Raw genomic sequence first — 22,378 nt, 5'->3', positions numbered from 1 at the left:
ACAGGCTGTAACCATGAGCAGAAGCATTTCGGCAGGACTGGACAACCGTCACGACCGCTTCGTTCTGTCGGCATTCGTCTGGCGGCAGGTACAGGCGCTCCTCGGGCTTGCCATCTTCCTCGGCCTTGCGCTCGCCATTGCCGCGCTCTCCACCTGGAACGTCTCCGACCCCAGCCTTTCCTATGCCTCCAGCGGCGAGCCGAAGAACATCCTCGGCTATCCGGGTGCGGTCTTCGCCGATCTCTTCATGCAATTCTTCGGCCTTGCCAGCGTCATCGCGCTGCTGCCGGTCGTCGCCTGGGGGCTCGCCATGGTCAGCGGCCGGCGCTTCAGCCGTGTGCCGCAGCGCGCCGCCGCCTGGTTCGGCGGGGCGATCCTCGCCTCGGCGGCGCTCGCCTGCATTCCCGGCCCCGTCACCTGGCCGCTGCCGACGGGGCTCGGCGGCGTCTTCGGCGACATGATCCTGCGCTTTCCCGCCCTCTTCACGGGCGCCTACCCGACGGGTGTCTTCGCCACCGTCCTCGGCTGCATCATCGCCGTGCCGGCCGCCTGGATGATGGTGTTCAGCGCCGGCCTCATCGGCGCTCCCGCCGTCGACGACGAGGAGGATTTCACGCCGGTGCCGGTGCAGAGCCGCGCCCGCCCCGTTGCGGAAGCCGACGACGACGACGAGGAGCGGGAAGGCCCGCTCACGCTGTTTGCCGGGGCCATGACCCATGCCTGGTTCACCGGCCAGGCGCGCGTGCGCCGCCTCTTCGGCCTATCCGGCCAGCGCCGCAGGGCGCGGGGCATCGAGCAGCCCTATGATTTCAACGAGGACGAGTTCGGCACCCTCAACGAGCCGGTGCGCGCCCGCGCCTCCGCGCGGTCCTCCGAGCGCGTCGAGCCCTCCATGGAAGGCCGCCGGACCGTCTCCGCCCCTTCCATCGAGCTCGACGACGACCTGCCCTTCGACATGGACGAGCCGCTTGCCCGCCCGAGCGGCATCCTGCCGGACGATGACGAGGACGATGTTGCCGCCGACTGGGCGCCGCGCCGCGCCCCGGCCCGCCAGCCCGCGCCGGCCGCCGGTGCCCGCGTCGTCGCGCCCGCCGCCCGGCCGAAGCCCGGCCAGCGCGTCGACCGCGAGGCGCAGACCTCCTTCGTCGGCCCGGATGGCTTCCAGCTTCCCTCGCTGCATCTCCTCGCCGAGCCGAAGGGTCAGGTGCGCGATGCGACCCTTTCGGCCGATGCGCTGGAGCAGAACGCCCGCATGCTGGAAGGCGTACTGGAGGATTTCGGCGTCAAGGGCGAGATCATCCATGTCCGCCCCGGCCCGGTCGTCACGCTCTACGAACTGGAGCCCGCCCCCGGCATCAAGTCCTCCCGCGTCATCGGCCTTGCCGACGATATCGCGCGCTCGATGAGCGCGATTGCCGCCCGCGTCGCCGTCGTGCCGGGCCGCAACGCCATCGGCATCGAGCTGCCGAACGCGACGCGCGAGACCGTCTACCTGCGCGAGCTCCTGGCATCCCGCGATTTCGAGACCTCCAAGGCGCGCCTTGCCATGGCGCTCGGCAAGACGATCGGCGGCGAGCCGGTCATTTCCGACATCGCCAAGATGCCGCACCTGCTCGTCGCCGGCACGACCGGCTCGGGCAAGTCCGTCGCCATCAACACCATGATCCTGTCGCTGCTCTACCGCCTCAAGCCGGAACAGTGCCGCCTGATCATGATCGACCCGAAGATGCTGGAGCTTTCCGTCTATGACGGCATCCCGCATCTCCTCTCCCCCGTCGTCACCGATCCCAAGAAGGCCGTCGTCGCCCTCAAGTGGACGGTGCGCGAGATGGAGGAGCGCTACAAGAAGATGTCGAAGATCGGCGTGCGCAACATCGACGGCTTCAACAGCCGCGTCGAGCAGGCGCTTGCCAAGGGCGAGCAGATCACCCGCACCGTGCAGACCGGCTTCGACCGCCAGACGGGCGAGGCGATCTACGAGACGGAGGAATTCGACCTCCAGCCGATGCCCTATATCGTCGTCATCATCGACGAGATGGCCGACCTGATGATGGTCGCAGGCAAGGACATCGAGGGCGCCGTGCAGCGGCTCGCCCAGATGGCGCGCGCGGCGGGCATCCACGTCATCATGGCGACGCAGCGTCCGTCCGTCGACGTCATCACCGGCACGATCAAGGCGAATTTCCCCACGCGCATCTCCTTCCAGGTGACGTCGAAGATCGACAGCCGCACCATCCTTGGCGAGCAGGGCGCCGAACAGCTCCTCGGCATGGGCGACATGCTCTACATGGCCGGCGGCGGGCGCATCCAGCGCGTGCACGGCCCGTTCGTTTCCGACCACGAGGTGGAGGCGGTCGTCGCGCATCTGAAGACGCAAGGCGCGCCGCAATATCTCGACGCGATCACCGAGGACGACGACGAGGACGGCGAAGGCGGCCATGGCCCGGCAGGCACCGCCAATCTCGACGATTCGGACGATCCCTACGACCAGGCCGTCGCCGTGGTGCTGCGCGACGGCAAGGCCTCCACGTCTTACATCCAGCGCCGGCTCGGCATCGGCTACAACCGCGCCGCCTCGCTGATCGAGCGCATGGAAAAGGAGGGGCTGATCGGCCCCGCCAACCACGCCGGAAAGCGCGAGATCCTCGTGCCGACGGAAGAAGACATCATCGGGCGATGACCGGGAACGCAGCGCCTTCCCATGGCGTTTTTGCCGTCGAGCGCCGCGCCGGGGCGATGCCATCATGGCGCCGCCTTTGGCCCGCATGAAACGCATATGAAGGAGACTGACATGAACCGATCCGAAAAGGGCCGCGCGACCGCCTCGTTCACCCGCCGCGGCTTTTCCTGCCTTCTGGCGTTCACGTTCGCGGCCGGCCTTTCCGTTCTCTCGCCGGTCGAGGCTTTTGCCCAGGCGAGCGGCACGGCGCAGAAGATCGCCGACCACTTCGCCTCGGTGAAGACCATGATGGGCGAATTCGTGCAGTTCGGCCCCCGCGGCGAGCAGACCGGCGGCAAGTTCTACATCGACCGGCCCGGCCGCATCCGCTTCAACTACGAGGATCCCTCGCCGATGCGCGTGATCGCCGACGGCAAGTCCGTCGTCATCGGCAATCGCAAGCTCAAGACCTGGGACATCTATCCGCTCTCCAAAACGCCGCTCAACCTTTTGCTCGGCAACAAGATCGACCTTTCCGGCAAGATGGTGCGCAACGTGAAGGAAGAGGCGGACCTGACGACAATCGTGCTCGGCGACAAGGGCATGTTCGGCGATTCGACCATCACAATGATGTTCGACCCGAAGACCTACGACCTGCGCCAGTGGACGATCACCGACGCGCAGGGCAAGGATACCTCCGTGATGATCTTCAACGTCAAGACGGGCGTTTCCCTCGACGACAAGGTCTTCGCCATCCCCTATGACGAGATTCGCAACCGCGGCGCCAACTGAGAAAGCCGTTTCCGTTTCGCCGTCCATGCATTAAGACCCCCGGAGACTTTCCGGGGGCAGGCATGGCATTTTCGATCGCGACGTGGAACATCAACTCCGTGCGGCTGCGCATGCCGCTCGTCGAGCATTTCCTGAAGACCTTCGCGCCGGACGTGCTGTGCCTTCAGGAAACCAAGTGCCCGAACGACCAGTTCCCGTCCAAGCCGCTGAAGGCGCTCGGCTACGAGCACATCGTCATGCATGGCCAGAAAGGCTACCACGGCGTCGCCACCGTCTCGCGCCTGCCGCTGACCGAGCTCGTCGAGCGGCGCGACTATTGCGGCGTCGGCGATGCGCGCCATGTCTCGGTCGTCCTGAACCATCGGGGCAAGTCGATCCGCCTGCACAATTTCTATGTGCCGGCCGGCGGTGACGAGCCGGACCGGACGATCAACCCGAAATTCGGCCACAAGCTCGATTTCATCGAGGAGATGAAGCTGCTGCATGCCGAGGCCGAGGCCGGCATCTCCTCCATCCTCGTCGGCGACCTCAACATCGCGCCGCTGGAGCACGACGTCTGGTCTCACAAGCAGCTCCTCAGGATCGTCAGCCACACGCCCATCGAGACGGAAGGCCTGATCGACGTGATGACGAAGGGCGCCTGGGTCGACCTCATGCGCCGCAAGGTGCCGGTGAATGAAAAGCTCTATACGTGGTGGAGCTACCGCTCGGCCGACTGGCAGGCCGCCGACAAGGGCCGCCGCCTCGACCATATCTGGTCCTCCGCCGACCTCGAGCCGCACCTTGCCAACATCTCCGTCATCCGCGAGGCGCGCGGCTGGGAACGGCCGTCCGACCATGTGCCGGTGATCGCGGAATTCGACTTCTGAAGGCGTTTTCGGTCCTGTCGGCGAATTGAAGGAAGGATGATCGGCTGCGAAGGCGGCCCCTCATCCGGCCTGCCGGCCACCTTCTCCCCGCAAGCGGGGAGAAGGAAATATGCCGCGCTGTTTTCCTGAATCTCGAATATTGCGTGGGGCAAGTCCCCTCTCCCCGCTTGCGGGGAGAGGGTTAGGGTGAGGGGCCGGTTCAGGCGAACCGCCCGGCAAGGCCCTTCATCTCGCCGATCATCGCGGCAAGGTTCTCGCGGATGCGCGCGTCGACCAGGACGGCGACGTCCGGATATTCCTCCAGCATGCGCCGGAAGAGCGGGCGGTTGATGCGGATGACCTCGCTGTCCTCCAGCGCGATTGCCGTATACTTGCGCTCGACGGCGGAGATCATCGCCAGCTCCGAAAGCAGCGCGCCCTCGCCGGCGACGCCCTCGTCGCGGGTCGACCCGTCGCGCCGCGTCGAGGCGAGCTGGAAGGCGCCTTCGGCGACGACGAAGCCGCAATCGGCCGACGTGCCCTCGCGGAACAGCGTCTGGCCCTCGACCAGCCGGCGCCGTTCGGCGCCGAAGGCCATCAGGCGCAGCTTGTCGTCGGAAAGCCCCGCGAAAAGCGGCACCTTGGAAAGAAGGGCGATGTCGTCGCTGAGAGCCACGTCGGGCGCTCCTCATTGCATTACGGGACTATCTTATAGCCGCCGTTCTCTGTCACGAGAATCTCCGCATTGGAAGGGTCCCGCTCGATCTTCTGCCGCAGACGGTAGACATGGGTCTCCAGCGTGTGGGTCGTGACGCCCGAATTGTAGCCCCAGACCTCCTCCAGCAGCACGTCGCGCGTCACCACCTTCTGGTCGGCGCGGTAGAGGTAGCGGATGATCGCCGCTTCCTTCTCGGTGAGGCGGATCTTCTGGCCGTTCTCCATGGTCAGCAGCTTCTGGCCGGGCTTGAACGTATAGGGGCCGACGGTGAAGGTGGCGTCCTCGCTGCTCTCGTGCTGGCGGAGCTGGGCGCGGATGCGCGCCAGCAGCACGGCGAAGCGGAAGGGCTTCGTCACATAGTCGTTGGCGCCTGCTTCGAGGCCGAGGATCGTGTCCGAATCGGTGTCGTGCCCGGTCAGCATGATGATCGGCGCCTTGAAGCCGCCCTTGCGCAGGAGCTTCACCGCCTCGCGCCCGTCCATGTCCGGCAGGCCCACATCCATGATGAGGAGGTCGATCTGGTTCGCGCGCGCCGTCTGGATGCCCTTGCCGGCCGTCGTTTCTTCCAGCGTGGAAAATTCCTCGTAGAGCGAAAGCTGCTCGACGAGGGTCTCGCGCAGGTCGTTGTCGTCGTCGACAAGGAGAATCGTTCGGGATGTCATGCTTTACCTCTCGGCATTCCTCTGGAAAGTAAGGGAACTGATGCTTTTGGCAAGTCCGCCCTTGACCCAGCCAGTCGGGCGGCCGCAAGGCGCGATTATGGCAGGACGCAATGAAGTCGATCACATCCCATGAACATCGCGTGAAGACGATCCTCGTGCGTCCCGCGCCGGGCCGGAAAAGCCGCGCCATCGTCCAGCTCGGCCCCTTGCGCATTCCCGCCGCCGTCGGCAGGACAGGGCGCACCAGCCGCAAGCGCGAGGGCGACGGCGCAACGCCCATCGCCGCCATGCCGCTCCTCGGCGGCTTCCTGCGCGGCGACCGGCTCTCCCGGCCGAAGACGGCCCTGCCGCTCCGGCGTATCCGGCCCGCCATGCTCTGGTGCGACGAGCCGAAGCATCCGAGCTACAACCGTCTCGTCCACGCGCCCTTCCGCCCGAGCCACGAGGAGATGAGCCGCGCCGACGGGCTCTACGACATCTGCCTCGTGCTCGACTGGAACGTGACGTCGCGCCGCCGCAATGCCGGCTCGGCGATCTTCTTCCACCTCGTCCGGCCGGGCTACGAGCCGACCGCCGGCTGCATCGCGGTTGGGCGGCGCGACATGCTGCGCATCCTGCCGCATATGCGGCGCGGCATGCGCGTGCGCGTCCTTTGAAACGGCGGGAGGCGAACCTATATCAGCCTCACCCCTTTCGCCTTCCTTCCCTTTTTCACGGAGACATTCTGATGAGCGATCAATCGACAATCCTGTTTCATGACGGCAACAGCATCCCGCAGGTCGGCCTCGGCGTCTGGCGGACCCCCAACGACACCGCCGTGACCGCCGTGCAGGCCGCGCTTTCGGCCGGCTATCGCCATGTCGACACCGCCGCGGTTTACGAGAACGAGGACGGGGTGGGCGAAGGCATCCGCGCCTCGGGCATCGCGCGCTCGGAAATCTTCCTCACCACCAAGCTCTGGAATGCCGACCAGGGATACGATTCCACCCTCAAGGCCTTCGACGCCAGCCTGAAGCGGCTCGGCACGGACTATGTCGACCTCTACCTCATCCACTGGCCGGCGCCGAAGCGCGACCAGTATGTCGATACCTGGAAGGCCTTCATCCAGCTCCAGAAGGAAGGCCGCGCCCGCTCCATCGGCGTCTCGAACTTCCATCCCGAGCACCTGCAGCGCCTGATCGACGAGACCGGTGTCACGCCCGTCATCAACCAGATCGAGCTGCACCCCGACTTCCCGCAGAAGGAAAACCGCGCTTACCACGAGAAGCATCGCATCGTGACGGAATCCTGGAGCCCGCTCGGGCAGGGCACGCTGCTGGAAAACCAGGTCGTTGGGAAGGTCGCGGCAAAGCACGGCCGCACGCCGGCGCAGGTCATCATCCGCTGGCATATCGACAACGGGCTCGTCGTTATCCCGAAATCGGTGACGCCCTCGCGCATCGAGGAGAACTTCAAGGTCTTCGACTTCAGGCTCGACGCCGAGGACATGGCGGCCTTCGCCGACCTCGAGAAGGACGGCAAGCGCATCGGGCCGGACCCGATGACGGCAGCGTTCTGACGAAAAAGGCCGGGAACCTCAGGTTCCCGGCCTTTTGTTCATAACGGCAGGAATGCCGCAATCAGTTCCATTCGCGGATGTCGACGAAGTGGCCGGCAATCGCCGCAGCCGCGGCCATGGCCGGGGAAACGAGATGCGTGCGGCCCTTGAAGCCCTGGCGGCCCTCGAAGTTGCGGTTCGAGGTGGAAGCGCAGCGCTCGCCCGGCTTCAGCCGGTCGTCGTTCATGGCAAGGCACATGGAGCAGCCCGGCTCGCGCCAGTCGAAGCCGGCTTCCTTGAAGATCTTGTCGAGGCCTTCGCGCTCGGCCTGCTCCTTCACGAGGCCGGAGCCCGGGACGATCATGGCGTCGACGGTGGAGGCGACCTTTTTGCCCTCGACGACCTTGGCGACGGCGCGCAGGTCCTCGATGCGGCCGTTGGTGCACGAGCCGATGAAGACGCGGTCGATGGCGATGTCGGTGATCTTCGTGCCGGGCTTCAGGCCCATATAGTCGAGCGCGCGCCACTTGGAGGAGCGCTTGGTCTCGTCCTCGATATCGTCCGGGTTCGGCACGATGCCCTGGACGGAGACGACGTCTTCCGGCGAGGAGCCCCAGGAGACGATCGGCGGCAGGTTCGCCGCATCGAGCACGACGACGCGGTCGAAATGCGCGCCTTCCTCGGTGTAGAGCGTCTTCCAGTAGTCGAGCGCCATTTCCAGCGCCTTGCCCTTCGGGGCGCGCGGCTTGTCCTTGATGTATTCGAAGGTCGTCTCGTCCGGCGCGATGAGGCCGGCGCGCGCGCCGCCTTCGATCGTCATATTGCAGATCGTCATGCGGCCTTCCATCGACAGTGAGCGGATGGCTTCGCCCGCGAACTCGATGACGTGGCCGGTGCCGCCGGCCGTGCCGATCTCGCCGATGATGGCAAGGATGATGTCCTTGGCCGTGACGCCTTCGGGAAGCTTCCCGTCGACGCGCACCAGCATGTTCTTCGCCTTCTTCTGGATCAGCGTCTGGGTGGCGAGGACGTGCTCGACCTCCGAGGTGCCGATGCCGTGCGCCAGCGCGCCGAAGGCGCCGTGCGTGGAGGTGTGGCTGTCACCGCACACGATGGTCATGCCGGGGAGCGTGAAGCCCTGCTCCGGACCGACGATGTGCACGATGCCCTGGCGCACGTCCTTTTCCGAATAGTATTCGACGCCGAAGTCGGCGGCGTTCTTCGCCAGCGCCTCGACCTGGATGCGGCTTTCCTCGTTCTTGATGCCCTGGTGGCGATCCGGGGAGGTCGGAACGTTGTGGTCGACCACGGCGAGCGTCTTCTGCGGGGCGCGGACCCTGCGGCCGGTCATGCGCAGGCCCTCGAAGGCCTGCGGGCTCGTCACCTCATGAACGAGGTGACGGTCGATGTAGAGAAGACAGGTGCCGTCTTCCTGCTGGCTGACGATGTGGTCGTCGAAGATCTTGTCGTAAAGTGTACGGGGTGCGCTCATGGCTCTTCATCCGCTGGCATGTTTGGGGTTCTGGAAATCCGCAGCCGTGGCTGTGGCGGGATCGTGCGGGTCAGGCAGGCGATCAGGATAGGCGGCCGGTAAGCGCCCCGAAGACGCGCGCAAAGAAGCGTGCCGGCAGGCGCTTGTGGTCCTGCAGCACGACGACATGCGTTTCCGTGCATCCGAATTTGGATTCCATGGAAGGCATATAGCGATTTTCGCGGGTTTCGGCAATTGCGAAGAGTCAGTGGGCGACGCCGCGCCTGAGCCGTCTTTCCATCGCCCGCAGCGCCAGCGAGAGGCCGATGGTGAGGATGAGGTAGACGTAGGCGACGATGGAGTAGGTTTCGAAGAAGCGGAAGGAGCCGGAGGCGTAGACCTTGCCCATCTGGGTGATGTCGGCAACGCCGAGGACGGAGACGAGGGACGAGTCCTTGACCATCGCCACGAAGTCGTTGCCGAGCGGGGGGAGGATGACGCGGATGGCCTGCGGGAAGACGACGAGGCGGAAGCGCTGGAAGCGCGAGAGGCCGAGCGCCTTGGCGGCCTCCACCTGCCCCCGGTCGACCGACTGGATGCCCGCGCGAAAGACCTCGCCGATGAAGGCGGAATAGCCGATCATCAGCGCGATGATCGCCCGCCACATCAGGGAGACGTCACGCACCTGCATCGGTTCGACATAGCCGGTGGCCACGAGCGGGCCGATCACGACATTGACGACCGCCACCAGCGCCGGCGCGCCGACGAAGGCGATGTAGAAGAGCAGGACGAGGATCGGCACGCCACGGATCACCTCCGTGTAGAAGCGCGCGACCTGGCGCAGCGCCTTGCTCTCGGAAAGCGCCATCAGCGCGATGCAGAGGCCGAGGGCGGTCGCGAGCAGGAAGGCGATAAGGGTCACGAAGATCGTGACCCAGAGCCCCTTCAGCACGACGCCGAAGACCTGGCTGTAGAGATCGTTGGCGACGATGACGCCGGCGAGCGCCAGCGCGATCGCGACGAGGGCGACCAGCCACCAGGGCCGGTCGCCCTTCACCGCGTCAGGAGGAGCGGAAGCCATGGCCGCCCGTCACTCACCCATCTTGTAGTCGAGGAACCACTTCTTGTTGAGCGCATCCAGCGTGCCGTCGGCCTTGAGCGAGGCGATGGCCGCATTGACGGGCGCGACGAGGTCGGAGCCCTTCGGGAAGATGAAGCCGAAGTCTTCCGTGCCGAGCGGCTCGCCGACGACCTTCAGCTTGCCGCCCGAGGCGTCGACATAGCCCTTGGCCGCCACGCTGTCGGTAAGCACGAGGTCGACGTCGCCGGCCTGCAGCGCCTGCACGGTCGCGCCGAAGGTCTCGAACAGCTTGATGCGCGGGTTCTGCTCGTTGCCGTCGAGGATCTCGTAGACGGCGGTATAGAAGGGCGAGGTGCCGGGCTGGGCGGCGATCAGGCCGTCCTTGAGCGCGGCGAAGGACTTGGCGTCCGTGAAGCGGTTCTCGTCGGCGCGCACCAGCATGAACTGCTGCGAGCGCATGTAGGGATCGGAGAAATCGACCTTCTCCTTGCGGTCGTCCTTGATGGTGATACCGGTCATGCCGATGTTGTACTGGTTGTCGGAGACGGCCTGGATCATCGCGTCCCAGCTCGTGTTCTGGTACTCGACCTTGAAGTTCAGGCGCTTGGCGATCTCGTTCATCGCGTCATACTCCCAGCCGATCTGCTCGCCGGACTTGGGATCGACGAACTGCAGCGGCGGATAGGCATTTTCCGTGACGACCACGACGGTCTTGCCGCCGAGATCGGGAAGGTCGGCCGAAAGGGCAATGGCGGGCATGAGCAGGCCGGCGGCAAGACCTGCAAGGACGGTGCGGCGGGAAAACATCGAAATATGCTCCTGAATTGTGGCGGCGAAACACTGTCACAGGTGCAGGGAGCGAGGCAAGCACGACGCTTGCGTGCGAAGGCTTTTCCGTAAAACAAAAAGCCGCCGGCCAGGGCCGACGGCTTTCGTGATGGATGCGGCTGCCGCGATTTATTCGGCGGCGGCTTCGGCCTTTGCGGCGGCTTCAGCAGCTTCGGCTGCGGCCTTCTCGGCGGCGAGCGCCTGGGCGGCTGCGACCTTCTCGGCTTCCAGACGTGCCTTTTCCTCGGCAATGGCCTGGCGTTCGGCGTCGTTCAGCTTGCGGGCGCGCGTGCCGGTGTTCTCGACGATACGAGCCGACTTGCCGCGACGATCGCGCAGGTAGTAGAGCTTGGCGCGGCGGACCTTGCCGCGGCGGACGACTTCGACGCTTTCGACGAGCGGCGAGTAAACGGGGAATACGCGCTCGACGCCTTCGCCGTAGGAGATCTTGCGGACGGTGAAGCTCTCGTTGATGCCGCCGCCGGAACGGGCGATGCAGACGCCTTCATAGGCCTGGACGCGGGTACGCGTGCCTTCCGTGACGCGCACGTTGACGCGGACGGTGTCGCCCGGGGAGAATTCCGGGAGGGTGCGCTTGGCTTCGATCTTCGCGGCCTGTTCGGCTTCGAGCTGCTGGATGATGTTCATCGGTCTAACCTTCGGTTTTTCTGAAACAGCCAGAGCGCTCGACGGTCACCTTCGAGGTCGTGCCTCGTGCGGTTAGTCCGTTGCCGGACGGAGCGGATTCGCCATTCTTTGCTTGCAGGTCGGCGGGACTAATCCCAAATCCGTGCGGGCCAATACACCAATCGCGCCGGCTTGTCATCCCCCCGCGCCGAAAGAATCGGATGCAGGCGCTGCGTGAACCGGCCTTGCCGCTCCGGCGGCGGCACGATATCACCCGGCAAGGGGGAGCGAGCGGCGTGCAGCCGCCGCCCGGGGGAATATCATGACGCTTGCCGATGCCATCCTGCTGTTCGTCGCCGGTTTTCTCTCCGGCGTGGTGAATGCTATTGCCGGCGGCGGCACGTTCCTGACCTTCGGCGCCATGACGCTGACCGGCCTGCCGCCGATCGTCGCCAATGCCACCTCCTCCATCACCCAGTTCCCGGGCTATGTCACCTCGACGCTCGCCTATGCGAAGGAGATCCGCGCCGACTGGAAGGAAGCCCTGATCCTCGGCGGCCTCTCGCTCGTCGGCGGGCTTTTGGGCGCGCTGCTTCTGCTGTCGCTTTCCAACCCGTCCTTCCGCGCGCTCGTGCCCTGGCTGCTGCTGGGTGCGACCGCCATCTTCGCGGCCGGTCCCTATCTCAAGCCGAAGACGCTGAGCCCGGAAAAGCCGGTCTCGCCGCTCGGCCTTGCCGGCCAGTTCGTCACCTCCGTCTATGGCGGCTTCTTCGGCGCGGGCATGGGCATCATGACGCTCGCCGTGCTCGGCCTCACCAAGGGCGGCGACTATCACCGGCTGAACGCGCTCAAGAACTTCCTCGCCGTGGTGATCGCGGCCATGGCCATCGTCGTCTTCGCCAGCGGCAAGGTGGTCGGCTGGCCGCAGGCCGCCGTCATGGTGCCGGCGGGCGCGGTCGGCGGCTATGCCGGGGTATGGGCGGCGCGGCGCGTGCCGCAGCCGGTGATCCGCGCCCTGGTGGTCGCGGTCGGCCTTGCGCTGACGGTCTATTATTTCGTGACGGGCTGATCGCAGAGAAGGTCCGGCCGGCGCTCGCGCGTCAGCTTCTCGGCCTCCTCGCGGCGCCATCTGTCGATGGCGGCGTGGTTGCCGGAGGTCAGCACGCCGGGGATTTCCAGCCCCTCCCAGACCTGCGGGCGGGTATAGTGCGGATGCTCGAGCAGCCCGCCCTCGAAACTCTCGTTTTCGCCGGAGAGCGCGTTGCCCATGACGCCCGGCAGGATGCGCACGACGGCATCGATGAGGATCATCGCCGCCGGCTCGCCGCCCGACAGGATGTAGTCGCCGATGGAGACCTCCTCGAGCTGCCGCCCGTCGATGACGCGCTGATCGACGCCCTCGAACCGGCCGCAGACGATGATGACGCCCTCGCCGGCGGCGAGTTCCCGCACGCGCTTCTGCGTCAGCGGCTTGCCGCGCGGGCTCATCAGGAGGCGCGGGCGGTCGTCGCCCTCGGAGGCATGGTCGATGGCCTTCGCCAGCACGTCCGGCTTCAGCACCATGCCGGCGCCGCCGCCGGCCGGCGTGTCGTCGACGGTGCGGTGGCGGTCGGTGGTGAAATCGCGGATCTGCACGCAATCGAGCGACCAGTCGCCGCGCGAGAGCGCCTTGCCGGAGAGCGACTGGCCGAGGAAGCCCGGGAACATCTCCGGATAGAGCGTCAGGATGGTGGCGCGGAAAGCCACGTCACTCTCCCTCGCCCTGCGGCGGGCGGCGGCGCCGGCTGCCGGGGCCGTCGTTGCCCTCGTCCTCGAGGCCTGCGGCGACGGCATCGATCAGCAGGCGCCCGCCTTCGAGGTCGATTTCCAGCACGGCGGCTTCGGAGAAGGGGATGAGCACCGGCCGCTTGCCGGGGCCCTTGAGCTCAAGGAGGTCGCCGGCGCCGAAATCGAAGATGCCGGTCACCTTGCCGTGGATGCGGCCGGTCGTGTCGACCGCCTCCAGCCCTTCGAGGTCGGCATAGAAGAACTCGTCCTCGTCCAGCTCCTCGTCCGGCAGGTTGTCGCGCTCGATATAGAGGTCGATACCGTTGAGCGCCTCGGCGGCGTTGCGGTCGTTGACGCCGCGGAAGCGCACGACGACCACGTTCTTCGCCTCGCGCACCTCCAGCACCTCGAAGGACCGGCCGTCCTCGCTGTGCAGGTGGCCGTAGTCGCCGATGGCGGTGGGGTCGATGGTGTAGGATTTCACGCGGACCTCGCCGCGCAGGCCCTGTGCCGCGCCGATGGTGCCCATGAGGACGGGGTTTTCCAGTTTCGCCATGGTTCGGTTCCGTGTGTTTTCTCGAAGCCTTTTACGACGTTTGCCGCCGGGGCGACAAACGAAAACGGGCGGCATGAAGCACGCCGCCCGTCTCGAAATGATGGGAAGATCGCTTATTCGCCGGCGGCGGCAGCAGCGGCGTCTTCTTCCTTCTGCTTCTTCTCGGCGATGCGCTCGAGAGCCTTCTTGCCCGGCTTTGCCTTTTCCGGGTTGCTGCGGGTCTCGCGCTTCAGGACGCCGGCTTCGTCGAGGAAGCGGGCGATGCGGTCGGTCGGCTGGGCGCCCTTGGCGAGCCATTCCTTGGCGCGGTCGGCGTCGATCTGGACGCGGTTCGCGTCGTCCTTGCCGAGCATCGGGTTCCAGGAACCGAGCTTTTCGAGGAAGCGGCCGTCGCGCGGCGAACGGGCGTCGGCGACGACGATCTGGTAGTACGGACGCTTCTTGGAGCCGCCGCGGGCGAGACGAATTTTCAGTGCCATGTCATTTCTCCTTGGATGGTAGGCCGCTTTTCTCAAGCGGTGTGGTTTGCGCCGCTGTGTTCGGCGGCAATGGCTTCATGGTGCCGGATCACCTCGCGGATGATGAAGTTCAGGAACTTCTCCGCGAAATCCGGATCCAGATTGGCTTCCTTCGCCAGGCGGCGAAGGCGCTCGATCTGGTATTCCTCGCGCGCCGGGTCGGCCGGCGGCAGTTCATGCGTCGCCTTGAGAACGCCGACCGCCTTGGTGCAGCGGAAGCGTTCGGCGAGCATATGCACGAGGGCAGCGTCGATATTGTCGATCGACTGCCGGTATTCCCCCAATTGATGCTTGACCTTCGGATCGATCGTCATAGTCGTTCCCTCACTTCTTCTTCGGCAGGCCGGGAAGGCCCGGCAGGCCGCCGAGGCCGGGCAGGCGCCCGCCGCCGAGGCCCGGAAGACCACCGCCGCCAAGGCCCGGCATGCTGCCCGGCTTGATACCGGCCGCTTCCGCCTGCTTGGCAAGGGCCTCGAGCTGCTTCGGGTCCATCTTCGACAGGTCCGGCATGCCGCCCATGCCGCCGCCGAGGCCCATCTTGCCGGCGAGGCCGCCCATCATCTGCTTCATCAGGCCGCCGCCCTTCTTGCCGCCCATCATCTTCATCATGTCCGCCATCTGGCGGTGCATCTTCAGAAGCTTGTTGATGTCAGCCGCATCGGTGCCGGAGCCGGCCGCGATGCGCTTCTTGCGCGAGTGCTTGAGGATATCGGGATTGGCGCGCTCGGCCTTGGTCATCGAGTTGATGATGGCGATCTGGCGGCCGAAGAGCTTGTCGTCGAGGCCGGCGGCGGACATCTTGTCCTTCATGCCGGCCATGCCGGGCATCAGCCCCATGATGCCGCCCATGCCGCCCATCTTCTGCATCTGGCGAAGCTGGTCGGCGAGGTCGTTGAGGTCGAACTTGCCCTTGGCCATCTTGGCGGCCATGGCGGCCGCCTTCTCGGCGTCGATGTTCTCGGCCGCCTTCTCGACGAGCGAGACGATGTCGCCCATGCCGAGGATGCGGTCGGCGACGCGCCGGGGATGGAATTCCTCCAGCTCGCTCATCTTCTCGCCGACGCCGATCAGCTTGATCGGCTTGCCGGTGACAGCGCGCATGGAAAGGGCAGCACCGCCGCGGCCGTCGCCGTCCATGCGGGTCAAGACGAGGCCGGTGATGCCGACGCGATCGTCGAAGTTGCGGGCGAGGTTGACGGCGTCCTGGCCGGTCAGCGCGTCGGCGACGAGGAGGATCTCGTGCGGGTTGGACTTCCGCTTGATCTCCGCCATCTCGATCATCAGCGGCTCGTCGATATGCGTGCGGCCGGCGGTGTCGAGGATGACGACGTCATGGCCGCCGAGCCTTGCGGCCTGCACGGCACGCGCGGCGATGTCGGTCGGCGACTGGCCGGCGATGACGGGCAGCGTGTCGATGCCGGTCTGGACGCCCAACTGGCGAAGCTGCTCCTGCGCGGCCGGGCGGCGCGTGTCGAGCGAGGCCATCAGGACCTTCTTCTTGTCGCGCGTCTTCAGCCGGTTGGCGATCTTGCCGGAGGTCGTGGTCTTGCCCGAGCCCTGCAGGCCCACCATCATGATGACGACGGGAGCGGCGGCGTTGAGGTCGATCGATACGCCCTCGGAGCCGAGCATGGCGATGAGCTCGTCATGCACGAGCTTGACGACCATCTGGCCGGGCTTGATGGATTTGAGGATTTCCGCGCCGACGGCCTTCTCGCGCACCGCATCGGTGAAGGAGCGCACCACTTCCAGCGCCACGTCCGCTTCGAGCAGCGCACGGCGGACCTCGCGCAGCGCCGCGGCGACATCCGCCTCGGAAAGCGCGCCACGGCCTGTCAGTCCATTCAGAATGGAGCCAAGGCGGTCCTGGAGTGTTTCAAACATCACGTCTTCCTTCTTGTTTCCACTGGTGGCGGAAACGTCGGTGCTATCGGCGCCGAAAACAAGACGCAAAGCCAAAAAGCACCCGAGGGCGCATCGCGCTGTCGGGTGTTGACCTCCGGGATCTCTTTATACCTTCACGGGTCCCGGTCGGTGGCTTCAAGCGTTCTTACTTGTCGCAGATGCGGGGCTTAAACAGGAAGATGCCCGGAAAGTCAAGGATCGCCTGCTAAAGAAGGGCGGTGCCCGCCTCCGTGAGCTTCAGCGCCGTCAGGCGGCCGGTGGCAAAGCAGCCCGTGTCGATGCCGATCCGGCCGGGTCCGAAGACCGGCTCTTCGCCTGGCGTATGGCCGTGGATGACGGTGATCGGCAGGCCCGGCCCCTCGGCAAGGAAGGGCTCGCGGATCCAGAGGAGGTCCGCGTCGGTCTGGGCATCGAGCGGAAGGCCGGGGCGGATGCCGGCATGCACGAAGACGCGGCTGCCCTGGACGAGCATTGCAGGCAGGTCTTCGAGGAAGGCGACGTGTTCGCGCGGCACCGCGGCCCGGATCGCATCCGCCGCCCGGGCCAGTTCCTTCGGCCGGCGCAGGTGCGCAAGATGGCCGAGGCCGTAGGAGCGGAGGGTCGCATCGCCGCCGAAATCCAGCCAGGCGGCATTTCCGGCGGGATCGCGGAGAAACTTCAGGAAGGTGTCGTCGTGGTTGCCGCAGAGCGCGATGCGCTCGATGCCGTCGGCGGGACTCCCGCCGGAAAGGTGCTCCACCACGCGGCGGGAATCGGGGCCGCGGTCGATATGGTCGCCGAGATAGACGATGAGGGGGCGGCCCGCGCCGGTGCGGGCGATATCCCGCCGGATCCTGTCTTCCAGCGCGACCAGCGCCGCGTGACAGCCGTGGATGTCGCCGATCGCATAGACCGGCGCGCGGGCCGGATCGAGGGCGAGGCGCGTCCGTCTCGGTTGGGCCACGTTATCGGGGGCCGTTTGCCGGAGGAGCTTTCGGAGGAAGGCGAACATGTGCGGCGAGGATAGCGGCAAGCGCGGACAAGGGAAATATTTTCGCGCGATCCGCCGGCGCTTGCGGTGCAGACTGCGTCTGGTAATTCCGCCCCGTTTGCGCCATATACGCGCAAGGACGGAGGACGCCCGCGACGGCGTCCCGAACGGAAGATCCGGCATGGCTGCTGAAGCGCAATTCGCCCGCATGAACGGGCTCGGGAACATGATCCTCGTCGTGGACATGCGCGGGCGCGGCGATGCCGTGACGCCGGCTGCCGCCATCGCGCTCAATGCCGACCCCGCCACGCGCTTCGACCAGATCATGGCGATCCACGATCCGAAGGTCGACGGCACCGACGCCTTCATCGACATCCTCAACTGCGACGGCACGAAGGCGCAGGCCTGCGGCAACGGCACGCGCTGCGTCGTGCAGGCGCTCGCGGCCGAGACGGGCTGGAAGGTCTTCACCTTCCAGACGGTCGCCGGCATCCTCAATGCCGTCGAGCACGAGGACGGCACGATCTCCGTCGACATGGGCGCGCCGGTCTTCGACTGGAACCGCATTCCGCTGGCCGAGGAATTCTACGACACCAGCCGCATCGAGCTCCAGATCGGGCCGATCGATGCGCCGGTGCTGCATTCGCCGGCGGCGATGTCCATGGGCAATCCGCACGCGGTCTTCTGGGTCGACCGTGATCCGATGAGCTTCGACCTCGACCGTTTCGGCCCGCTTCTCGAAAACCATCCGATGTTTCCGGAAAAGGCGAACATCACGCTGGCGCAGGTGACATCCCCCTCCGCCATGACGACGCGCACCTGGGAGCGTGGCGCGGGCCTGACGCTCGCCTGCGGCTCGGCCGCCTGCGCGGCCGCCGTCAGCGGCGCGCGCACGGGCCGCACCGGCCGCACGGTCGCCGTCACCGTCGCCAGCAGCCCGAACCGGGGCACGCTCACCATCGAATGGCGCGGGGACGACCATGTCGTCATGACCGGGCCGGCCGAATGGGAATGGTCCGGCACGCTCGATCCCTCGACCGGCGCCTTCCGTCGGGACGAGACCGCGGCGGCCGCCCGTTGAGCGGCGTCACCGTCATAACCTTCGGCTGTCGGCTCAACACCTACGAATCGGAAGTGATGCGCACCGAGGCCGAGAAGGCGGGGCTGAACAACGCCGTGCTGGTGAATACCTGCGCCGTCACGGGCGAGGCCGTGCGCCAGGCCCGCCAGGCGATCCGCCGCGCCCGGCGTGACAATCCCCATGCCCGCATCGTCGTCACCGGCTGCGCCGCGCAGACCGAGAAGGAGACCTTTGCCGGCATGCCGGAGGTCGACGCCGTGCTCGGCAACGAGGAGAAGCTGAAGAGCGCCTCCTATCGCGCGCTGCCGGATTTCGGCGTCTCGGCGGAGGAGAAGCTGCGCGTCAACGACATCATGAGCGTGCGGGAGACCGCGCCGCAGATGGTGCGGCTGATCGACGGCCATGTGCGCGCCTTCGTGCAGGTGCAGAACGGCTGCGACCATCGCTGCACCTTCTGCATCATTCCCTACGGCCGGGGCAATTCCCGCTCCGTGCCGATGGGCGCGGTCGTCGACCAGGCGCGTAAGCTCGCCGAGAGCGGCTATTCGGAAATCGTGTTGACCGGGGTGGATGCGACCAGCTACGGCGCCGACCTGCCGGGTAGTCCAAGCCTTGGATATCTCGCCAAGGTGCTGCTGCGGCAGGTGCCGGACATCCGGCGCCTTCGCCTTTCCTCCATCGACAGCATCGAGGCCGACGACCATCTCTGGGATCTCATCGCCGATGAGCCGCGCTTCATGCCGCACCTGCACCTTTCGCTGCAGCACGGCGACGACCTGATCCTCAAGCGCATGAAGCGCCGCCATTCGAGCGCCGATGCCCGCGCCTTCTGCGCGCGGGTGCGGGGCCTCAGGCCGGAGATCAGTTTCGGCGCGGACATGATCGCCGGCTTTCCGACGGAGACGGAGGCGATGTTCGCAAATGCCGTGCGGCTTGCGGAAGACTGCGGCATCGCCCATCTCCACGTCTTTCCCTACAGCCCGCGTCCCGGAACGCCGGCCGCGCGCATGCCGCAGCTCGACCGCGCGCTCGTCAAGGAGCGCGCCGGGCGCCTGCGCGAGACTGGAAAACGGCTCGCCGAGTCCCATCTCGATTCCATGATCGGGAGGGAGGAGACGGTCCTCGTCGAGAACAACGGCCTTGCGCATACGGAAAACTTCACGCTCGTCGATGCCGCCGGCCTGAAGCCCCGCGATCTTGTGCCGGTGACGATCACCGGCCACAATGGAAAACACCTGACGATGCGGCCCCTTATCGCGGCCGCCGCCTCCTTCGCAACCAGCGGATAGCTTTCATGGCCCTCGGCTTCATCAAGAAGATTTTTACATTCGGAAAAGACACGGCGGCCGAACCGAAGCCGGAGGCGGAAGCACAAGCTGCCGGGGCGCCGGTCGCCGAGCCGGCCGCACCCGCACCCGCCGAAACGCCGGCAGCCACGCTTTCGGACGACCGCGACGCGTTGCTGGACGAGGCGGAAGCCGCCAATCCCGAGGCCGACTACCACATTCCCGAGGACGTGGAGCCGGAGATCTATCCCCTGCCGCACGATCCCCACCTGCCGGCCGCCGAGGCGGAGACCGTGGCGGAGCCGGAACCCGAGGCTGTCGAGCCGGTGGAGGAGATCGCTGCCGAGGAGCCGGAGGCGCCCGCCGAAGAGGTAGCGGAAGCCATCGATGATGAACCGCCGGCCGAAGCCGAGGATCCGGTCCTCGAAGAGGCGGTCCGTGCCGAGCCCACGCTGCCAAAGGGTTTTGCCGCCACGTCCGATGCGCCGGTGGAAGCGGCGGTGCCGGAGGCCGTCCAGCCGAAGCGAAGCTGGTTCCAGCGCCTGCGCGAGGGGCTGGCGCGCACCTCCTCGCAGCTCTCCGGCCAGATCACCAGCCTCTTCACCAAGCGCAAGCTGGACGACGACACGCTGCAGGATCTCGAAGACCTCTTGATCCAGGCCGACCTCGGCGTGGAGACGGCGCTGCGCATCACCGATACGCTTGCCGCCGAGCGCTACGGCAAGGACGTGACGGGCGCCGATGTCTCGCGCATCATGGCAAGCGAGATCACCAAGGTGCTCTCGCCGGTGGCAAAGCCGCTGGAACTCGACCTCAGCCACAAGCCGCACGTCATCCTCGTCGTCGGCGTCAACGGCACCGGCAAGACGACGACCATCGGCAAGCTCGCCGCAAAACTCTCCGGCGCGGGCCTCAAGGTGATGCTGGCGGCGGGCGACACCTTTCGCGCGGCGGCCATCGAGCAGCTGAATATCTGGGCGGAGCGCACCGGCTCGCAGATCGTGTCCTCGAAGCTCGGGGCGGACGCCGCGGGCCTTGCCTACGAGGCCTATGAGCAGGCGAAGCTGCAGAAGAGCGACGTCCTGATCGTCGATACCGCCGGGCGCCTGCAGAACAAGGCCGAGCTGATGGCGGAACTGGAGAAGATCGTGCGCGTGCTCGGCAAGCTCGATCCGGACGCGCCGCACACTGTTCTCCAGACGCTCGACGCCACGACCGGCCAGAACGCGATGAACCAGGTGGAGATTTTCCGTAACGTCGCGGGGGTCACGGGCCTGATCATGACAAAATTGGACGGTACGGCCCGCGGCGGCATCCTCGTCGGCATTGCGGCCAAGCACAAGCTGCCGGTCTATTTCATCGGTGTCGGCGAAGGGATCGACGATCTCGAACCCTTCGAGGCCAAGGATTTCGCGGAAGCGATCGCAGGAGTTGGAGCATGAGCAAGGCAACGCTGGAGGAACCCGCCACGACGGAGGAGAAGGTCAGTCCCCTCCTCAAGCTGGTGCTGGAACTCGGGCCGCTCGTCGTCTTCTTCTTCGCCAATTCGCGCGGCGAATGGCTGGCCTCGCATTTCCCGGTGCTTGCCGAGATGGGCGGGCCGATCTTTATCGCGACCGGCCTCTTCATGGCCGCGACCGCCATCGCGCTCGTCGTTTCCTGGGTGATGACGCGCACGCTGCCGATGATGCCGCTGATTTCCGGCATCGTCGTCTTCGTCTTCGGCGCGCTGACGCTCTGGCTGCAGAACGACACCTTCATCAAGATGAAGCCGACCATCGTCAACACGCTGTTCGGCGCGATCCTGCTCGGCGGCCTTTTCTTCGGGAAATCCCTGCTGGGCTACGTCTTCCACGCCGCCTTCAAGCTCACCGAGGAAGGCTGGCGCAAGCTCACGCTGCGCTGGGGCCTGTTCTTCCTCGTGCTCGCCGTGATGAACGAAGTGGTCTGGCGCAATTTCTCGACGGACTTCTGGGTGGCCTTCAAGGTCTGGGGCACCATGCCCATCACCATCCTCTTCACGCTGGCGCAGATGCCGCTGGTGATGCGCTACTCGGTCGAGCCGCCGGAAGAAGGCTCGGCGCCGTAAGCGGCGCCTTGCCTCAGGCGTAGGCGAAATCCGTCGTCTTGCTGACGAGGGCGGCCTTCAGCTTTTCCAGCGCGCGGTTCTCGATCTGGCGCACGCGCTCCTTGGAGATGCCAAGGAGGATGCCGAGCTCTTCGAGCGTCGCGCCGTTCTCGGTGAGCCGCCGGGCGCGGATGATCTTCATCTCGCGCTCGTTGAGCTGGCCGAGGGCCGAGTGCAGCCAGTGACGCCGCCGCTCGCCGTCGATGCTGTCTACCGCCTGCTCGTCGGGAAGGGGCGCATCGCTGGTGAGGAATTCGAGGCGGCTCCCGCCGCTTTCGCCCTCCGCCGAGGAGATCGGCGCCTGCAGCGAGATGTCGGAGGAGGAGAGGCGGGCGTCCATGGTGCGCACGTCGGCGGTGCTGACGCCGAGCGCGGCGGCGATCTCCTGGTGCATCGCCTCGCTCGTCAGGTGCGCGTCGCCGCGGGCGAGCCGGGCGCGCAGGCGCCGGAGATTGAAGAAGAGGGCCTTCTGCGCCGAACTGGTGCCGCCGCGCACGATCGACCAGTTGCGCAGCACGTAATCCTGAATGGATGCGCGGATCCACCAGCTTGCATAGGTGGAAAAGCGCACCTGCCGTTCCGGCTCGAAACGGGCGGCGGCCTCCAGAAGGCCGATATAGCCCTCCTGCACGAGATCGCCGAGGGGCAGGCCGAAGTTGCGGAACCGGCCCGCCATCGAGACGACGAGCCGCATATGGGCCATGGCGATACGGTTGCGCGCCTCCTGATCCTTGTTGTCCTTCCAGGCCTGGGCGAGGGCCTGTTCCTCCTCCCGTTCGAGGTAGGGTGCGGACATTGCGAGCTTGATCATGCGGCGGTCTGCGGTCGTCGTAGCCATGGCGGGTTTCTCCACGTGAACCGAACCGGCGCAAGGAGGGGCCTTGCGCCCTGCTTGACGATGACGTTTCAGATGGACCGGCGGATCGCCCGAAATCGATTTTCGA

General features: G+C 66.3%; 23 protein-coding genes. 10 read left to right on the top strand and 13 right to left on the bottom strand.

The window, feature by feature from the left end; translation table 11 throughout:
* The first annotated feature begins 13 nt into the window (after positions 1–13).
* From ACZ5TO_RS16225 to ACZ5TO_RS16215, 3 genes are all read left to right on the top strand, one after another.
* Positions 14–2,680 (top strand): FtsK/SpoIIIE family DNA translocase, encoded by a 2,667-nt coding sequence (locus ACZ5TO_RS16225; protein WP_464798829.1) that lies wholly within the window; start codon positions 14–16, stop codon positions 2,678–2,680.
* Between the two features lie 96 nt (positions 2,681–2,776).
* Positions 2,777–3,451 (top strand): outer membrane lipoprotein carrier protein LolA, encoded by a 675-nt coding sequence (locus tag ACZ5TO_RS16220; RefSeq protein WP_184144818.1) that lies wholly within the window; start codon positions 2,777–2,779, stop codon positions 3,449–3,451.
* A gap of 62 nt (positions 3,452–3,513) precedes the next feature.
* On the top strand, positions 3,514–4,320 hold the full coding sequence (locus ACZ5TO_RS16215) for an exodeoxyribonuclease III (RefSeq protein ID WP_464798828.1): 807 nt from the start codon (positions 3,514–3,516) through the stop codon (positions 4,318–4,320).
* 199 nt (positions 4,321–4,519) lie between these two features.
* On the opposite strand, the gene ACZ5TO_RS16210 is transcribed toward ACZ5TO_RS16215, so the two are convergent.
* Positions 4,520–4,975, bottom strand: a complete 456-nt coding sequence (locus tag ACZ5TO_RS16210; protein WP_464798827.1) for a cyclic nucleotide-binding domain-containing protein — start codon at positions 4,973–4,975, stop codon at positions 4,520–4,522.
* A 20-nt stretch (positions 4,976–4,995) separates the two neighbouring features.
* A complete protein-coding gene (locus ACZ5TO_RS16205; RefSeq protein ID WP_184144815.1) occupies positions 4,996–5,679 on the bottom strand; it encodes a response regulator transcription factor in 684 nt (227 codons plus the stop codon).
* Between the two features lie 110 nt (positions 5,680–5,789).
* On the opposite strand from ACZ5TO_RS16205, the gene ACZ5TO_RS16200 reads away from it, so the two are divergent.
* Both ACZ5TO_RS16200 and ACZ5TO_RS16195 read left to right on the top strand, forming a co-directional pair.
* Positions 5,790–6,335 (top strand): L,D-transpeptidase family protein, encoded by a 546-nt coding sequence (locus ACZ5TO_RS16200; RefSeq protein WP_464798826.1) that lies wholly within the window; start codon positions 5,790–5,792, stop codon positions 6,333–6,335.
* Between the two features lie 71 nt (positions 6,336–6,406).
* On the top strand, positions 6,407–7,237 hold the full coding sequence (locus ACZ5TO_RS16195) for an aldo/keto reductase (RefSeq protein ID WP_464798825.1): 831 nt from the start codon (positions 6,407–6,409) through the stop codon (positions 7,235–7,237).
* Between the two features lie 61 nt (positions 7,238–7,298).
* Here the strand turns inward: ACZ5TO_RS16195 and leuC are convergent, their stop codons facing one another.
* From leuC to rplS, 4 genes are all read right to left on the bottom strand, one after another.
* Positions 7,299–8,708, bottom strand: a complete 1,410-nt coding sequence (leuC, locus tag ACZ5TO_RS16190; protein ID WP_464798824.1) for a 3-isopropylmalate dehydratase large subunit — start codon at positions 8,706–8,708, stop codon at positions 7,299–7,301.
* Positions 8,709–8,952: 244 nt separating this feature from the next.
* Positions 8,953–9,768, bottom strand: a complete 816-nt coding sequence (locus tag ACZ5TO_RS16185) for an amino acid ABC transporter permease (RefSeq protein WP_464798823.1) — start codon at positions 9,766–9,768, stop codon at positions 8,953–8,955.
* Between the two features lie 9 nt (positions 9,769–9,777).
* On the bottom strand, positions 9,778–10,575 hold the full coding sequence (locus tag ACZ5TO_RS16180) for a basic amino acid ABC transporter substrate-binding protein (RefSeq protein WP_184144810.1): 798 nt from the start codon (positions 10,573–10,575) through the stop codon (positions 9,778–9,780).
* Between the two features lie 150 nt (positions 10,576–10,725).
* The gene (gene rplS, locus ACZ5TO_RS16175) at positions 10,726–11,244 is read right to left on the bottom strand and encodes a 50S ribosomal protein L19 (protein WP_184144809.1); all 519 of its coding nucleotides are present in this window, start codon (positions 11,242–11,244) and stop codon (positions 10,726–10,728) included.
* 301 nt (positions 11,245–11,545) lie between these two features.
* Between rplS and ACZ5TO_RS16170 the strand changes: the two genes are divergently transcribed.
* Positions 11,546–12,292, top strand: a complete 747-nt coding sequence (locus tag ACZ5TO_RS16170; RefSeq protein ID WP_464798822.1) for a sulfite exporter TauE/SafE family protein — start codon at positions 11,546–11,548, stop codon at positions 12,290–12,292.
* Here the strand turns inward: ACZ5TO_RS16170 and trmD are convergent.
* From trmD to ACZ5TO_RS16140, 6 genes are all read right to left on the bottom strand, one after another.
* On the bottom strand, positions 12,274–12,969 hold the full coding sequence (gene trmD / locus ACZ5TO_RS16165; RefSeq protein WP_464798821.1) for a tRNA (guanosine(37)-N1)-methyltransferase TrmD: 696 nt from the start codon (positions 12,967–12,969) through the stop codon (positions 12,274–12,276). The genes ACZ5TO_RS16170 and trmD overlap by 19 nt on opposite strands.
* A gap of 1 nt (position 12,970) precedes the next feature.
* Positions 12,971–13,621 (bottom strand): ribosome maturation factor RimM, encoded by a 651-nt coding sequence (gene rimM / locus ACZ5TO_RS16160; protein WP_464798820.1) that lies wholly within the window; start codon positions 13,619–13,621, stop codon positions 12,971–12,973.
* A gap of 38 nt (positions 13,622–13,659) precedes the next feature.
* Entirely contained in the window at positions 13,660–14,025 is a 366-nt protein-coding gene (gene rpsP, locus ACZ5TO_RS16155; protein WP_184144805.1) for a 30S ribosomal protein S16, read from the bottom strand.
* 32 nt (positions 14,026–14,057) lie between these two features.
* Positions 14,058–14,378 carry a chorismate mutase gene (locus tag ACZ5TO_RS16150; RefSeq protein ID WP_184144804.1) on the bottom strand — a complete coding sequence of 107 codons (321 nt, stop codon included), beginning with the start codon at positions 14,376–14,378 and terminating at the stop codon, positions 14,058–14,060.
* A 10-nt stretch (positions 14,379–14,388) separates the two neighbouring features.
* Complete coding sequence (ffh, locus tag ACZ5TO_RS16145; RefSeq protein WP_464798819.1) at positions 14,389–15,948, bottom strand: signal recognition particle protein; 1,560 nt, start codon at positions 15,946–15,948, stop codon at positions 14,389–14,391.
* Positions 15,949–16,174: 226 nt separating this feature from the next.
* Positions 16,175–16,912, bottom strand: coding sequence for a metallophosphoesterase family protein (locus ACZ5TO_RS16140; protein WP_464798818.1), 738 nt, complete (start codon positions 16,910–16,912; stop codon positions 16,175–16,177).
* 208 nt (positions 16,913–17,120) lie between these two features.
* On the opposite strand from ACZ5TO_RS16140, the gene dapF reads away from it, so the two are divergent.
* From dapF to ACZ5TO_RS16120, 4 genes are read left to right on the top strand one after another with little or no spacing between them, the layout of a single operon-like run.
* Positions 17,121–18,020 (top strand): diaminopimelate epimerase, encoded by a 900-nt coding sequence (gene dapF / locus ACZ5TO_RS16135; protein WP_464798817.1) that lies wholly within the window; start codon positions 17,121–17,123, stop codon positions 18,018–18,020.
* The gene (gene mtaB, locus ACZ5TO_RS16130; protein ID WP_464798816.1) at positions 18,017–19,309 is read left to right on the top strand and encodes a tRNA (N(6)-L-threonylcarbamoyladenosine(37)-C(2))-methylthiotransferase MtaB; all 1,293 of its coding nucleotides are present in this window, start codon (positions 18,017–18,019) and stop codon (positions 19,307–19,309) included. The genes dapF and mtaB overlap by 4 nt, the downstream gene beginning before the upstream one ends.
* Before the next feature lie 5 nt (positions 19,310–19,314).
* On the top strand, positions 19,315–20,748 hold the full coding sequence (gene ftsY / locus ACZ5TO_RS16125) for a signal recognition particle-docking protein FtsY (protein ID WP_464798815.1): 1,434 nt from the start codon (positions 19,315–19,317) through the stop codon (positions 20,746–20,748).
* Positions 20,745–21,395 carry a septation protein A gene (locus ACZ5TO_RS16120; RefSeq protein WP_184144798.1) on the top strand — a complete coding sequence of 217 codons (651 nt, stop codon included), beginning with the start codon at positions 20,745–20,747 and terminating at the stop codon, positions 21,393–21,395. The genes ftsY and ACZ5TO_RS16120 overlap by 4 nt, the downstream gene beginning before the upstream one ends.
* Before the next feature lie 13 nt (positions 21,396–21,408).
* Here ACZ5TO_RS16120 and ACZ5TO_RS16115 read toward each other — a convergent pair whose 3' ends face one another.
* Positions 21,409–22,272 carry an RNA polymerase factor sigma-32 gene (locus ACZ5TO_RS16115; protein ID WP_184144797.1) on the bottom strand — a complete coding sequence of 288 codons (864 nt, stop codon included), beginning with the start codon at positions 22,270–22,272 and terminating at the stop codon, positions 21,409–21,411.
* Positions 22,273–22,378: the final 106 nt, after the last annotated feature.

This window comes from Shinella sp. Sh6, from assembly GCF_055392685.1.
This window is presented reverse-complemented; position numbering and strand designations above follow the sequence as displayed.

Coding starts and splice junctions, on each gene's coding strand:
- ffh (WP_464798819.1), bottom strand. CDS start 15,948: ATGTTTGAAACACTCCAGGACCGCCTTGGCTCCATTCTGAATGGACTG.
- rplS (WP_184144809.1), bottom strand. CDS start 11,244: ATGAACATCATCCAGCAGCTCGAAGCCGAACAGGCCGCGAAGATCGAA.
- ACZ5TO_RS16195 (WP_464798825.1), top strand. CDS start 6,407: ATGAGCGATCAATCGACAATCCTGTTTCATGACGGCAACAGCATCCCG.
- ACZ5TO_RS16205 (WP_184144815.1), bottom strand. CDS start 5,679: ATGACATCCCGAACGATTCTCCTTGTCGACGACGACAACGACCTGCGC.
- ACZ5TO_RS16185 (WP_464798823.1), bottom strand. CDS start 9,768: ATGGCTTCCGCTCCTCCTGACGCGGTGAAGGGCGACCGGCCCTGGTGG.
- rpsP (WP_184144805.1), bottom strand. CDS start 14,025: ATGGCACTGAAAATTCGTCTCGCCCGCGGCGGCTCCAAGAAGCGTCCG.
- ACZ5TO_RS16220 (WP_184144818.1), top strand. CDS start 2,777: ATGAAGGAGACTGACATGAACCGATCCGAAAAGGGCCGCGCGACCGCC.
- ftsY (WP_464798815.1), top strand. CDS start 19,315: ATGGCCCTCGGCTTCATCAAGAAGATTTTTACATTCGGAAAAGACACG.
- leuC (WP_464798824.1), bottom strand. CDS start 8,708: ATGAGCGCACCCCGTACACTTTACGACAAGATCTTCGACGACCACATC.
- ACZ5TO_RS16150 (WP_184144804.1), bottom strand. CDS start 14,378: ATGACGATCGATCCGAAGGTCAAGCATCAATTGGGGGAATACCGGCAG.
- ACZ5TO_RS16180 (WP_184144810.1), bottom strand. CDS start 10,575: ATGTTTTCCCGCCGCACCGTCCTTGCAGGTCTTGCCGCCGGCCTGCTC.
- ACZ5TO_RS16115 (WP_184144797.1), bottom strand. CDS start 22,272: ATGGCTACGACGACCGCAGACCGCCGCATGATCAAGCTCGCAATGTCC.
- dapF (WP_464798817.1), top strand. CDS start 17,121: ATGGCTGCTGAAGCGCAATTCGCCCGCATGAACGGGCTCGGGAACATG.
- rimM (WP_464798820.1), bottom strand. CDS start 13,621: ATGCCGCCCGTTTTCGTTTGTCGCCCCGGCGGCAAACGTCGTAAAAGG.
- ACZ5TO_RS16170 (WP_464798822.1), top strand. CDS start 11,546: ATGACGCTTGCCGATGCCATCCTGCTGTTCGTCGCCGGTTTTCTCTCC.
- ACZ5TO_RS16200 (WP_464798826.1), top strand. CDS start 5,790: ATGAAGTCGATCACATCCCATGAACATCGCGTGAAGACGATCCTCGTG.
- ACZ5TO_RS16225 (WP_464798829.1), top strand. CDS start 14: ATGAGCAGAAGCATTTCGGCAGGACTGGACAACCGTCACGACCGCTTC.
- ACZ5TO_RS16120 (WP_184144798.1), top strand. CDS start 20,745: ATGAGCAAGGCAACGCTGGAGGAACCCGCCACGACGGAGGAGAAGGTC.
- ACZ5TO_RS16215 (WP_464798828.1), top strand. CDS start 3,514: ATGGCATTTTCGATCGCGACGTGGAACATCAACTCCGTGCGGCTGCGC.